Raw genomic sequence first — 12910 nt, 5'->3', positions numbered from 1 at the left:
AGGATTGCAATGTACAAACCTACACCGGTGGCGCCCCCGACGAAGCTCGCGGCACCAGCGTTGGTGGCGACACAACGCCTGGTTCGTGGTCGTGGTGGCCCAGACGGGCCAGGAGCAGATCGACCGCCGCCGCCGCCACCTGATCGAGATGAAGATTAACCGCCGTGAGGGGCGGGGTGGCCAACTTGGCACGCATGCCGTCATAACGGGTCGCAAGGCGGAGGTCCTGGGGAACCTTGCGTCCGACGGAGCGTGCCGCGTCCAGAACGCCAGTCGCAAAGGCGTCGACCGGCACGCATAGGGAAGAAATGGTGGGGTCCGCCCGCAGGAGAGCTTCGGCGGCCACGGCCGCGGCCTGTTCGCCCCCCCGTTCGTCAACGCGAACGGCAAGGGGTGAGAGGCCGGCTTTCGCCATGCGCTCCGCATAGATGGTTTCCATCTCGATATAGGAATTGCGTCTTTGCACGCCGGTTATCAGCCCGACGCGACCGCCGCCTGCGAGCAGGTGATCGAGCATTAGGTGGGCCGTTGCCCCACTCTGCAGATCCACGAAAGGAAGGTCGGCCCGGCCGGGTGCGCGTCCGATGGACACGACATCGACGCCGCGATTGAAGAAGAAATCCAGCACCGGATCATTGAGTTCCGGCTCGACGACGATGGCGCCATCCACTTCAAGCGCGTCCAGGCTGTCGCTCGGACCCAGCGGAGGGACAAGGCACAGCGCGATGCCGCGCGAAAAGGCTGCGACGGCTGCGGCTGCGGCGATCTCCATCAGGAAACCCAGGCGCGAGGGACCAGCAGCAACCGCGAATGGCATCGATGAGACGAGCGCGATCGATCCGGCCCTTCCGGTTCGCAAGCGTTGCGCACGGTAGTTGGGCCTGTAGCCAATTTCGTGTGCGAGTGCCTCGATGCGCTTGCGTGTTTCCGGCTCAACATAGCGGCGCCCGCTAAACGCGTGCGACACGGTGGTGACTGACACGCCCGCCGCCTTGGCTAGGTCGGCGATAGTAGGTTTTCCCATGATGCCTCCAGTTTGCCCGTCTTAGCATGTCGCCGGCACTCTGCAAAACGATTTGCATTCGACGAATTCCATGGTACGAGTCGTGTATGCAAAACGATTTGCATGGCGGCTTGAGGAGGCCGGGAGGAGGAAATGATGCAAAATGAAATGAATGGAGTGGTCGATCCGGCCGATGAAAGGCTGCCATTGCGCAGCCTGGTCTTGTTTGGCGTTCAGCATGTCCTGGTGATGGCGGCGTCTCCTATCACCGCCGTTTTTCTGGTGAGCAAGGCTCTTGGCTTTTCCGAGGCCGTGACGGTCTCGCTCATCAGCGCAACCTTTTTTGTCTGCGGCCTCGGTTCGATGCTCCAGAGCTTTGGCCCGAAGGGTTTTGGCGCGCGCTTGCCCTTTGTCATGGTACCGGGCGGCGCGCCGATCGCCATCTTCCTGGTGATCGCGCAGCAGACCGATGTCCAGACGGCGGTGGGCGCTGTCATTGTGACGGCCATCTTCTATTTTCTCGCGCTGCCCGTCTTTCGCCGACTTCTGCGCTACTTTCCGCCAATCGTCGTTGGAACGATGCTGCTCTTGGTCTCTGTCAACCTCGTGCGCATCTATGGCGTGACGATCACCGGCAAGCCCGGAACGGAAGGCTTCGCGGCGCCGATCGAGGTTGGTCTGGCCCTGATCACCATCATTCTGACGGTCGTCGCTGCGCGCGTCTTTCGCGGTACGCTTCAGCGGCTTGCCGTCATGCTCGGTCTGGTAGGCGGTTCACTCGTCGCTCTTGCCCTCGGCCATATGGATTTGTCCGGCGTCCTCGTCGGCCCGGTCGTCGCCGTTCCGCAGCTGTTTCCGTTCGGCATGCCGAAGTTCGATCTTATCGCCGCCGTGCCTCTCATCGTCTTCTCGATCATTTCGATGGCGGAGGCGACCGGTCAGACCATCGCCACCGCCGAGATCGTCGGGCGGAGGGGAGATGTGCATGCGATCGTTCCGGCAACCATTCGCGGCGATGCGTTGATGTCTCTCGTCGGCGGCCTGTTCGGCACCTCCTTGATCATCACCAGCGGCGAGAACGTCGGCATCGTGCGCGCCACCAATGTCAAGTCGCGCTACGTAACCGCCATGGCGGGCGCAATTCTCGTCCTGATCGCTCTCGTCGCGCCGGTCGGACGCATGGCCACGGCGTTGCCTGGTGCTGTCGTCGGCGGCACGGCGGTCATCGTCTTCTCGATTATCGGCGTCATCGGGATCGACCTTTTGCGTCGTGTCGATCTGCGCGAACACGGTCCGATGTTCACCCTGGCCTCAGCCCTGTCGATCGGCCTTCTGCCGATCCTGGTGCCGGGCGTCTACAGCCAGTTTCCGCAATGGACGCAGATGGTCCTCGGCAACGGGCTTGCCGCTGGCACCATCACGGCCGTCGTCGTCAACGCCTTCTTTTCCCATTACGGCGCCGGCACTGCGGCATCGGCGCCTTCACTGAAATCCACTGCCCAGGGAGCAAACGAGTGACCGCAATCCGCCAAAAACTGTCGACAACCGATGACCTGCTTCTGCGTCCAGGTTACATCCTGCTGCCGGAAGGGCCACGGGCCGGTATGGCCGTCGTCATACGCGCCGGCAAATTTCACAGGGTCGACACGGCGCAGGCGATAACCAGGGACTATCCGGAGCTCGCGCCGACCGACCTGCCGGGTCATCTGCTGATGCCCGGCTTCGTCGACACCCATACGCACCTGACCCAGTCACTCGGCAAAGCCCTGGTATTCGGGGAGCCGTCCGAGATCTTTCGGCGGATCTGGGTGCCGCTGGAAGGCAGTCTGGACGAGCGAATGGTCTATCTCTCTGCCAAGCTCGCCGCACTGGAGTGTCTGCGCGGTGGCTTCACCACCGCCGTCGATGCCGGCACCCGTTCGCAGGGCCATATCGGCGCGCTCGTGCGCGCCGCGCGCGAAGTCGGGCTTCGCAGCGTCGTCGGCTTTATCTGCAATGATCTTGGCGGCGCCGCGCATATCCCTGAACCAGACGTCATCCTGCAACAGGCCGAGGAGCACCTGTCGACCTTTGGCAGTGATCCGCTGATCCATCCCTCTCTGGCGATATCCATTCCGGAAGCCGCCAGCGATGCGATGTTGAAGGCGGTTTCCGACACGGCGGCCGCGGCCGGGGTCGTGTTCCAGACCCATGTCAACGAACATCTCGTTGCCGTGGAACGTTCGCTGGTGGCGAGGGGCCGCCGGCCAATCGAACACCTGGACCACCTGGGGGCCCTCGGCCCCCAGGTTCTGCTGGCGCATTCAACGCTCGTCACACCGCATGAACTCAACCTCTTGCGGAAAACCGACACCGCCGTCGCCTACAATCCAGTGGCAAGTCTGTGGAAGGGCAATGCGGTGGCGCCAGCGCTGCATATGGCAGCCCTCGGCATCCGCTTCGGGCTGGGCACCGACGGTACCCGCGCCGACGGGTTTCGGCTCATGGATGCGGCCGAAGGCTTGCAGCGCGCGGGCATTGGCCTTGCTACGGGAGATTCGTCCTGCGGTGGCGGCTCACTCTGGCTGGATCGTGCGACATCCGGTGCTGCGAACGTGGCGGGCCTATCGGCGGTAACCGGTTCGATTGCCGAAGGCCTTGCCGCCGACTTCCTGCTCGTCGATCTCGACCGGCCGGAGTTTACCCCCTCGCACGATCTCATGTGGGAGCTTGTCCGTTACGGCAATCGCGACCAGATCGATGCCGTCTTCACCGGCGGGCGCCTCAGGCTTTGGCAAGGCTGGCCCATCGACTGGGATGCGCGGGCATTGTTGGCGGAGATAAGGGGGGACGCGGCTGCTGTTATCGCGGCGGCGCCGATCCAGAGAATTCACCCGCTCTCCGAAACGCATCGCGGTCTTGGGCACTATCAATGAGCATTAGCCTTATCGCCATTCTGGCCATCGTGACGTTCGTCTCCGCGTTCATCCAAGGCGCACTCGGGATCGGCTTTGCCCTGATTGTCGCGCCGGTCGTCGGGATGTTGAAGCCTGAACTGCTTCCAGTGACACTGCTCCTGTTGATGCTGCCGCTCAATCTGCATGTCGCGCTACGCGAGCGCGCGCACGTCGACTGGTCGGGCGCGACCTGGATCACCGTTGGCCGGTTTGCTGGAACGTTCGCCGGTCTCTGGTTGCTGGCCGCGCTTTCACTCGACCAGCTGGACCTTGCGGTCGGTATTTTCACGGTGATTGCCGCCGCCGCCGCTCTTGTTGCCCCACCGTTTACGCCGAACAAACCGAGCGCCCTCGGTGTCGGCCTGTTCACGGGGGTCACCGAAACCGCCACCGGCATCGGCGGCCCACCTCTCGCCTTGCTCTACCAGCATGCCAAGGCACCGGTCTTGCGTGCAACGGTCGCCTTTTGCTTTCTCGTCGGGGAGGTGATGTCGCTGGTCGTGCTGGCTATCTCCGGACGACTGGGTTTTGAGCAGCTGCTTGCGGCACTCTATTTGACACCCGCCGTCCTGCTTGGAAGCGCGGTCTCCAGGTTGGCGCATCATCGTATCGGCGGACGCGGTCTTCGCGTTGCCGTTTTGAGCTTTGCCATCGTCAGCGGAGTGTTCCTCATTGTGCGCTGAGGCAAGGAGGGACGAAATTCCACACGCGCATGGGGGCCGGAAGGCGCCCGCTGGGTCTTGCAGCAAGCTCTTCATTGGCTACAGGCCGTCTGGGAAAGGTTAGGGTATTGGCTGTTTCGGCGGAGAGTTCCGTACTTTTCGGTGGCTTTGTGCGGATTGAATACAAGATTATAGGAGAAATGCATTCAATCTGGTTGGAGTTGCACGCCAGGTTACGTTGCAAGGAGGATGCTTGGCGTGGTGCCGGTCATCCTCGTCGTCTTCCTGCTCTTGCGGCTCAGTCTGGGTGATCCGGCGATCCTGACGTGTCGGATCGCAGCGCTCAGGGATACGAGGTCGTCACCGGTCTCACCCTGTTTCGTCTTCCGATTTAGACGGAATCGAACAAACGCTCTATCTCTTTGTTTTTACGCATTTCCTGGCGGAAAACCGCTTCGCACTTTTCCTGGAAATGCTCTAGGCAAGGCCCTCCGCCGCAGCGTAGGCGGACAGCACCTCCTTGATGTTTCGGTCGCCATCCGTGGGAAGGAGTGCGCGTGTCGTAACCGACTCGAGGTGATGCCCCATAAGGGTGGTCGCCTCGTCGGTCTTGCCAGCAATCAAGTTGTCCAGAAGGTCCCGGTGTTCCGATACGGCGCATTCCGAAGAATGCGGTCGGCCATAGAGCGCGAGGATCAGGGAACTTCGGGCGACCAGTTCGTTCACGTAACGAATTAGGCTCGTGTTGTTCGTCATCTGCGCAAGGAGGGTATGGAACTCGCCCGCCAGCCGGATCGACGGGGCCCGCTCCTTCTTAGCGGCTTCCTCGAGCGAAATATGCGTGGAAAGCACGTCGATTTGCTCGCTGGTCAATTTGCCCGAAAGTGTTTCCACCACGAGCCGTTCCAGCGCCATCCGAGTAAGGAACAGATTGCGCCCTTCTTCGAGCGTCGGCCGTGAAACCATCGCCCCCTTGTTCGGGCGTAACTCGACCAATCCCTCCTGGCTAAGGCGAACCAGCGCCTCGCGGACCAGGGTTCGGCTGACACCAAGCCGTTCGCCGATAGAATCTTCCGGCAGTTTTGATCCTGGCGAAAGCGCCTGGTCGAGGATTGCGCGTTTCAGGACACGATGAACGGCCTGAGCGCGGCCACCGCCTACATCGCTCTCTTTCTTTGCCATTCTGATTTCTCCAAATCCTGGTGATTGTCACCTCGAATTGCATACAAAATGGCGGCATGTCCAGTGCCTTGGTATCTCGAGAGGCAAGCTGTTTCGACACCCGTCCTGTGCGAGGTCCGAGGCATCAACGTCGACCGAACGTGACGAGGCCAAAGTGCCACCGCCGATTCAGAGCAAATCAATCTCGCTCAGATCGGTGATTGCATCTCTTGCGCATAGCGTGATGGGTTGAAGCGCATGTAAAGGAAGAACACGCTGGCGACGCAGAGAAGATGCATCACCCAGCCTGGGGCGAAGCTGCCGCTGACGTCGTGCAGGAATGCGGTGGCGAAGGGGCCGAGGGACGCGATCAGGAAACCGCCACCCTGCATCAACGCCACCAGCACGCCCGCCTCCTCCGGCCGCGGCAGGTGATCGAGGGCGGTGACGATCGCCAACGAGAAGCTGCTGCCGAGGCCAGCACCGCACAGGGCTGCCCAGACGGCGGGCGCTGCCTGCGGCATGAAAGCGAGACCGGCAAAGCCGACTGCCTGCATCGCCAGCGTCATGCGGAGGAACGCTCGCCGGTCGATGCTGCGGCGGGCAAGAACCGGCAGGGCGAGGGCCGCCGCTGCCTGACAGATTGCCATCAATGCCACGAGATTGCCGCTGTCGCCGCTGCTCCAGCCAAGAGATTGGTAATAGGAGGCCAGCCAGGCGACGGCGGAGGAGTAACCGGCGTTGACCAACCCGAAGGCGACGATAAGCGTCCATGTACGCGGCCGGCGGAGCAGCCGGCCGGTGAGCGTCTTGTCTGGACGGTCGCTGCGCGAGTCCGACAGGATGAAGCATGCGGCGCAGAGAGCGACAAGTGCGGGCGCCGCGAGCCAGGCCAGCGCTGGGCGCCAGCCATAACCGTGATTGACGAGAAGTGGCGTCAGCCGCGCGCCTAAGGCCCCGCCACCCATCAGGAACGCGGAATAGAGTCCAGTGACAACCGGGATGCTTTGGGGAAACTCCGCCTTGATGATGCCGGGAAAGGCCGCCTGGATGAAGGCGGCGCCGGCGCCACAAAGGGCGGCGGTTGTCACCAACGCTACGCCGCCGGGCGCGACGAGCCGCAGCAGGGAGCCGGCGGCTAGCACAAGCAGGGCGATGAGAATACCGCGGCGCGTACCGATCCTGGCCTGCAGCGAGGGCGACACGAAGGCGCCGACGCCCATCAGCATCATCGGCAGCAGCGTCAGCAAGGCCAGACTGCCATATCCCATCCCGGTTTCGGCGACGATCTCGGACAGCACGGGCCCCGGTGCGGTGAGAAACGGCCGCAAATTGACAGCAACCAGCAAGACGAGAGTGAGCAGCATCCATTGCCGGCCCGTCGCGGGCTGGGTTGATTTCGGCATGATCGGGTATTTCCTTTACGTCTTCTTTTTATTTTGCTGTGGCCCGAAAAGGCATGCGCGCGGCAGTGCACCAATTCGTTTGCGACGTGCAATAACTTCGGCACAGCAGCAAAGCCACGCCGTGCACGGGATTCATTCAATCAAATCCGTATCTCGGCTGTGACGCGGAAGACGCGCGGCGTTTCCAGCGTATCGCGCAAACCTGACCAGTCGATCATGAGATCGGCTTCAAGCTGGGCGGCATCGAGAACGGCGTGCCGGCAAGGGGAGATTCTCATCCGTTTTGCCATCCACGGCCAGGCCGAGGCGAGTTCGCGCCCAGGATGCGCTCAAGTGACGGGGCAAGGCGAAGAAGCTCACGGGTATATTCGTGTTGCGGCGCGGTGAAGAGCGTTTCGGTATCGGCAAGCTCGACGATCTGCCCTGACTTCATGACGGCCACGCGGTCGCACATCTGACGGATCACCGCGAGGTCGTGGCTGATGAACAGCATGGAGAGGCCGGCGAGGTCGCGCAGATCCTTCAGGAGGTTGAGGAGTTGCGCCTGTACCGAGACGTCGAGCGCGGAGGTCGGCTCGTCGCAGATGAGCAGCGAAGGGCGCGGCCCGAGCGCGCGCGCAATGGCGATCCGCTGGCGCTGACCGCCGGAGAAAGCGTGCGAGAAGCGCGACCCGGCATCGGCGGGAAGGCCGACAGCTTCGAGCAGCGTCCTGGCGTCCTGCCGGGCTTCCTGCGCATTGGAAGCGAGCTTGTAGAACAGGATGGGCTCGGCAATCGCGGAGTTGATGCGCAGGCGCGGGTTGAGTGCCGAATAGGGGTCCTGGAACACCATCTGCAGGGACTGGCGCACCGATTTTTCACGTCGGGCGCCGAGCGCCGTTCCCTGAAAATCGATGGTGCCCGAACTCTGGGTGACGAGGCCGGCTATGGAGTTGGCGACGGTGGTCTTGCCGCAGCCGGATTCGCCGACGAGGCCGAAAATCTCGCCGCGCCGGACGTCGAACGAGACGCCCTTGACCGCCTTGAAGACTGACGCCTTGCGGCCTGGGATCAACGAACGGCTGCCATACTCCACCGCAAGGTCGCGCACGGAGAGTACCACGTCGTCGCGGCTGCCCGCCTCGCTCTTTGCACTCTTGCGGCGCACGGTGGCGCGGGCGTCGAGCGACACCTGCGTTTCCTCACTCGGGACCGGTAGACGCTCGAGGCGTGTTTCGATCGGCGGCACGGCGGCGATCAGCGTGCGGGCATAGGGCGCCTTCGGCGCGGTCAGCACCTCGCGCGTCGGCCCGCTTTCCACCACCGCGCCGTTCTGCATGATGGTGACGCGGTCGGCGATCTCGGCGACGACACCCATATTGTGCGTGACGAGCAGAATGCCGACGCCGCGCTCGTCCGCAAGATTGCGGATGAGCTTGAGGATCTGGGCCTGCACCGAGACGTCGAGCGCGGTCGTCGGCTCGTCGGCGACGATAAGCTGCGGATTGCAGGCGAGTGCGGTGGCGATGACCACGCGCTGGCGCTGTCCGCCGGAAAGCTGGTGCGGATAGCTGCTGAGCCGGCGTTCGGGCTCCGGAATACCGACGGCCTTCATCAGTTCCAGCGCGCGGGCCTTCGCCTCCTTGGACGAAAGCTTCAGATGGGTGAGCATGCCTTCGCAGAGCTGGCTTTCCACCGTGAAGAGCGGGTTGAGGCTCGTCATCGGATCCTGGAAGATCGCGCCGACATCGCGTCCGGGCACAATGCCTTCGGTGCGGCCGGTGCGTAGGTCGATCTGCTTGCCGGCGATGACGATGGAGCCGGATGCGATTCTACCAGGGGCCTGCAGGAGACCCATCAGCGCATTGCCGACAGTGGTCTTGCCGGCGCCGGATTCACCGACGAGGGCGTGGATTTCCCCGGGGCGGATCATGAGATCGGTGTTCTTGACGGCCTTAAGCGTGTTGCCGTTGGCCAGCGGATACTCGACGCAGAGATTGCGAATGTCGAGGACGGGGAGCGTGGATTCGGTCATCTCAGCGAACCATCAGTTTCGGGTTGAAGTGGTCGCGCAAATAGTCGCCGATCACGTTGACGGCCAGCACAAGGACGACCAGTACAGTCGCCGGCATCACCGCAATCCACCAGAGGCCGGAGAACAGGAACTGATTGCCGATGCGGATCAACGTACCGAGCGAGGGATAGGTCGGCGGCATGCCGGCGCCGAGGAAGGAGAGCGTCGCCTCCGTCAGGATCGCGCCCGCAAGGTTGATGGTGGCGATGACCATCACCGAACTCATGATGTTTGGTAGAATGTGGCGGCCCATGATGCGGCCGGACGGCAGGCCGATGACCTTGGCGGCGCGCACGTAGTCGCGCGCAACTTCCACCATGGTCGAGGCGCGCACGGTGCGGGCATATTGCACCCATTCGTTGACGGCAATGGAGAAGATCAACACCAGCGGCGCCCAGGCAAGCATCGTTTCGGCGCTGAGCTGCGCGCGGGCGATGCCGCTGATGAGCAGTGCGACGAGGATGGTGGGGAAACTGACAAAGACATCGGCGATGCGCATGACGATGCCATCGATCACGCCGCCGAAGAAGCCGGCGACGAGACCGAGCACGACGCCGACCACGGCCGCGAAGACCACCGCGCCGACGCCGATGACGACGGAGATCCTGAGCCCGAACAGGATGACGGAGACGAGGTCGCGGCCCTGGTTGTCGGTGCCGAGCAGGAAGCGGGGATCACCGCCCTCCATGAACGCCGGGGGGATTTCCATGTCGATCAGCGAATAGGATGAGACGTCGCGAGGATCCATCGGCGCGATCAGCGGGGCGAAGATGACGAGGGTCAGCATGATGAAGAGCACCAGGCTGGCGATCATCACGGAAACCGGCGGAAGCCGGCGCATCAGGGATTGCGTAGCCATTATCGTGTCCTCAGGCGCGGATCGATGAAGGTGTAGAGAATGTCGACGATCATGTTGATCATGACGAACAGGAAGCCAACGAACAGAAGGTAGGCAGCCAACACCGGCACGTCGGGATAGCCGACGGCATTCGTGAAGAGCAGGCCCATGCCCGGCCATTGGAACACTGTCTCGGTGACGATGGCGAAGGCGATGAGCTGGCCGATCTGCAGGCCCGTAACGGTGACGACCGGCATTAGCGCGTTGCGTAGAGCGAGCCGCCCATAGATATAGGCGCGCGGCAAGCCGCGGGCGAAGGCGAAGCGGATATAGTCCGACGACAGCACGTCGATCATCTCCGAGCGCACCAGCCGCATGATCAGCGTGAGCTGGAACAGCGCCAGCGTGATCGACGGCAGGATCAGCGACTTCAGGCCCGAAAGGGTGAGGAAGCCGGTCTCCCAAAAACCGATATCGACGAGGTCTCCGCGTCCGGAGGACGGCAACCAGCGCAGGTTCACTGCGAAAACCAGGATCAGCAGCAGGCCGGTGACGAAGGTGGGCATCGAAATACCGACCAGTGTCGCAGACTGGGTCAGCCGGGAGAGAAAGGAACGCGGTTTTAGCGCGCAGAGCACTCCGAGCGGAATGCCGAGCGACAGGGCCAGCACGGTGGCGACGACAACCAGCTCCAGCGTGGCCGGAAGACGGCTGAGCAACAGGCTGGTCACAGGCTGCTGGTAGCGGTAGCTCGTGCCGAGATCGCCGGTCAGCACGTGGCCGACGAAATCGACGAACTGCACCACGACCGACCTGTCGAGGCCGAGCGCGACACGGACCGCGTCCTTTTCTGCCTGGGTTGCGCCTTCACGGACCATCGAGGCGACGGGATCGCCGACGAAGCGGAACATGACGAAGGCAATGGCAGTCACTGCGACCATCACGAGGATGGCCTGAAGCAACCTGACTGAAAAGAGTCTGATCATCGGATAGTCCTTGAGGGAGCGATCTTGCCCGAAGGGGCGAAAACCGGGCTGTTGCGCTCCCGCGTCCCCCGCGCCGCCAGCAACGCGGAAGGGTTGACCCGGTTTGAGCGCAGTCCCGGCAGGCTTCGCTTGCCGGGACTGCGCCTTGGGAGAATCCCGACTACTTCTTCATCTGTGCGAACCACGGACGCACGTACTCGTCCGGGAACTGCGGCATGTCGAGCTTGCTGCTCATCGCCCAGGCGACCGGCTGCTGGTGCAGCGGCAGGTAGAATACCTGATCATGGGTGATGCGGAAGGCTTGCTTCAGCATCTCGACGCGTTTGGTTTCGTCAGTTTCAACGGCTGCGGCATAGGCCAGCTTGTCGATCTCGGGATTGGAGAGCCCATCGGCGTTGCTGCCGCCGAAGGTGCCGTCATTGGTCGCCAGCAGCGCTTGCAATGGGCTGAAGCCGTCCATCGGCGGCAGCGAAGCCCAGCCGAGAAGATAGACGTCGAACTCACCCTTGTCCGTACGCGGGAAATAGGTCGTCTTGCTCTCGACACTCACATTGGCCTGGACGCCGATCTGCGCCCACATGGAGGCGACCGCAAGGCAGATCTGCTCGTCGGCGATGTAGCGGTCATTGGGGCAGGCGAGCCCCGTTTTGAAACCATCCGGATAACCGGCCTCGGCCAGCAGCGCCTTGGCCTTGTCGACATCATAGGGAAGCGGCACGTCGATGGTTTCGTCGTAGCCGGTCACCGCCGGTGCGACGAGCATCCCGGCCGTACGCGACTTGCCGCGCATCAGGCGCTTCTGGATCGTGTTGGTATCGATCGCGTGCCACAGGGCCTGGCGCACCCGCACATCGAGCAGCGGATTGGGCTTGCCGGGGGTCGCATGAAGTTCCGGCCGGTAGCTGAAAATGAAGAATATGGTGCGCAGCGACGGGTTCTCGACGACCTTCAGCCCATCGGTGGCGGCGATGCGATCGACGTCCTGCAACGGAACGGGCGCAATCATGTCGACTTCACCCGATAGCAGCGCCGCGACGCGGGTCGCGTCGGAGGCGATCGGACGGAACTCGACCTCGTCCAGATTGTGCTGCGGCTTGTCCCACCAGTCCTTGTTCACTTCGAAGACCGAGCGCGAATCCGGTTCGTAGGTCTTCAGCTTGAAGGCACCCGTGCCGTTGGCATGGTTGCTGGCATAGGTGACGACTCCGGTCGAAGCATTGCCCGGCTTCAGCGCGTCATGCTCCTCCATCCAGGGCTTGCTCATGATGTAGATGGCGGCAAGGTCGTTGAGGAGCAGCGGATAGGGCCCGCGCAGGATGAGGTCGACAGTGTATTCATCTACCTTCTCGACGCCGACGACGGTTGAAAGGTTCTCGCGGTTGCGCGCGCCGGGGTCGATCTGGCGCTGGATGGTCGCCACGACGTCGTCGGCGTTGAAGGGCTGGCCCTCATGGAATTTCACGCCCTGGCGCAGCTTGAAGCGCCAGCGGGTCGGCTCGATGACCTCCCAGGAGGTGGCGAGCGCCGGCTCGAGCTTCAGGTCCTTGTTACGGCGCACCAGAGGGTCGAAAACCATATGGTGCACGCTTTGGGTAAAGCTGTCGACCTGTGCGTTGGGGTCGTAGGAAATGACATCGCCGGATGAAGCCCAGCGCAGTGTCTCGGCGAGGGCGGGGGCGGAAAGCGGCGCCACAAGGGCGAGACCCGCCAAGAGGGTCTTCAAAGAGGTTTTCACTGGTTTCTCCCGTTTAGCGTATACATATTATCTGTGTTATTGGATACGAATGTTCCCAGTAATAGTGTACATCTGATGCAAACAATATCAAGATGGCAAAAGTGGTTTTGGCGACGCTTCTCAAAAAAGA

The 12910-nt window shown here is 62.6% G+C and carries 11 protein-coding genes; 3 read left to right on the top strand and 8 right to left on the bottom strand.

Annotation, left to right across the window (positions count from 1 at the left end; genetic code table 11):
* Positions 1-19: 19 nt before the first annotated feature.
* Positions 20-1024 carry a LacI family DNA-binding transcriptional regulator gene (locus tag IB264_RS11575; RefSeq protein WP_192433355.1) on the bottom strand — a complete coding sequence of 335 codons (1005 nt, stop codon included), beginning with the start codon at positions 1022-1024 and terminating at the stop codon, positions 20-22.
* Positions 1025-1159: 135 nt separating this feature from the next.
* Here IB264_RS11575 and IB264_RS11570 point away from each other — a divergent pair, with 135 nt between their 5' ends.
* Genes IB264_RS11570 through IB264_RS11560 form a run of 3 tightly spaced genes read left to right on the top strand, consistent with a single transcriptional unit; the run spans position 1160 to position 4622 of the window.
* The gene (locus IB264_RS11570; protein ID WP_245449133.1) at positions 1160-2521 is read left to right on the top strand and encodes a uracil-xanthine permease family protein; all 1362 of its coding nucleotides are present in this window, start codon (positions 1160-1162) and stop codon (positions 2519-2521) included.
* On the top strand, positions 2518-3918 hold the full coding sequence (locus tag IB264_RS11565) for an amidohydrolase (protein WP_192433353.1): 1401 nt from the start codon (positions 2518-2520) through the stop codon (positions 3916-3918). Before IB264_RS11570 ends, IB264_RS11565 begins: the two co-directional genes overlap by 4 nt.
* Positions 3915-4622 carry a sulfite exporter TauE/SafE family protein gene (locus IB264_RS11560; RefSeq protein ID WP_057207115.1) on the top strand — a complete coding sequence of 236 codons (708 nt, stop codon included), beginning with the start codon at positions 3915-3917 and terminating at the stop codon, positions 4620-4622. The genes IB264_RS11565 and IB264_RS11560 overlap by 4 nt, the downstream gene beginning before the upstream one ends.
* Positions 4623-5078: 456 nt before the next feature.
* Here the strand turns inward: IB264_RS11560 and IB264_RS11555 are convergent, their stop codons facing one another.
* From IB264_RS11555 to IB264_RS11525, 7 genes are all read right to left on the bottom strand, one after another.
* The gene (locus tag IB264_RS11555; RefSeq protein WP_025430353.1) at positions 5079-5783 is read right to left on the bottom strand and encodes a GntR family transcriptional regulator; all 705 of its coding nucleotides are present in this window, start codon (positions 5781-5783) and stop codon (positions 5079-5081) included.
* Positions 5784-5971: 188 nt separating this feature from the next.
* The gene (locus tag IB264_RS11550; RefSeq protein ID WP_192433351.1) at positions 5972-7168 is read right to left on the bottom strand and encodes a cyanate transporter; all 1197 of its coding nucleotides are present in this window, start codon (positions 7166-7168) and stop codon (positions 5972-5974) included.
* 140 nt (positions 7169-7308) lie between these two features.
* Positions 7309-7446: a hypothetical protein gene (locus IB264_RS11545; protein ID WP_156408056.1), complete on the bottom strand. Its 138-nt coding sequence runs from the start codon at positions 7444-7446 to the stop codon at positions 7309-7311.
* A complete protein-coding gene (locus IB264_RS11540; protein WP_057216876.1) occupies positions 7443-9182 on the bottom strand; it encodes an ABC transporter ATP-binding protein in 1740 nt (579 codons plus the stop codon). Before IB264_RS11540 ends, IB264_RS11545 begins: the two co-directional genes overlap by 4 nt.
* A gap of 1 nt (position 9183) precedes the next feature.
* On the bottom strand, positions 9184-10080 hold the full coding sequence (locus tag IB264_RS11535) for an ABC transporter permease (RefSeq protein ID WP_025430350.1): 897 nt from the start codon (positions 10078-10080) through the stop codon (positions 9184-9186).
* A complete protein-coding gene (locus IB264_RS11530) occupies positions 10080-11045 on the bottom strand; it encodes an ABC transporter permease (protein ID WP_057216878.1) in 966 nt (321 codons plus the stop codon). The genes IB264_RS11535 and IB264_RS11530 overlap by 1 nt, the downstream gene beginning before the upstream one ends.
* A 160-nt stretch (positions 11046-11205) precedes the next feature.
* Positions 11206-12780, bottom strand: a complete 1575-nt coding sequence (locus IB264_RS11525) for an ABC transporter substrate-binding protein (protein WP_057216880.1) — start codon at positions 12778-12780, stop codon at positions 11206-11208.
* Positions 12781-12910 lie beyond the last annotated feature (130 nt).

This window comes from Ensifer sp. ENS11 (assembly GCF_014851895.1).
GTDB classification, from domain to species: Bacteria; Pseudomonadota; Alphaproteobacteria; order Rhizobiales; family Rhizobiaceae; genus Ensifer; species Ensifer canadensis.
The sequence above is the reverse complement of the archived record's forward strand: the minus strand, read 5'-3'. Positions and strand labels throughout refer to the sequence as shown.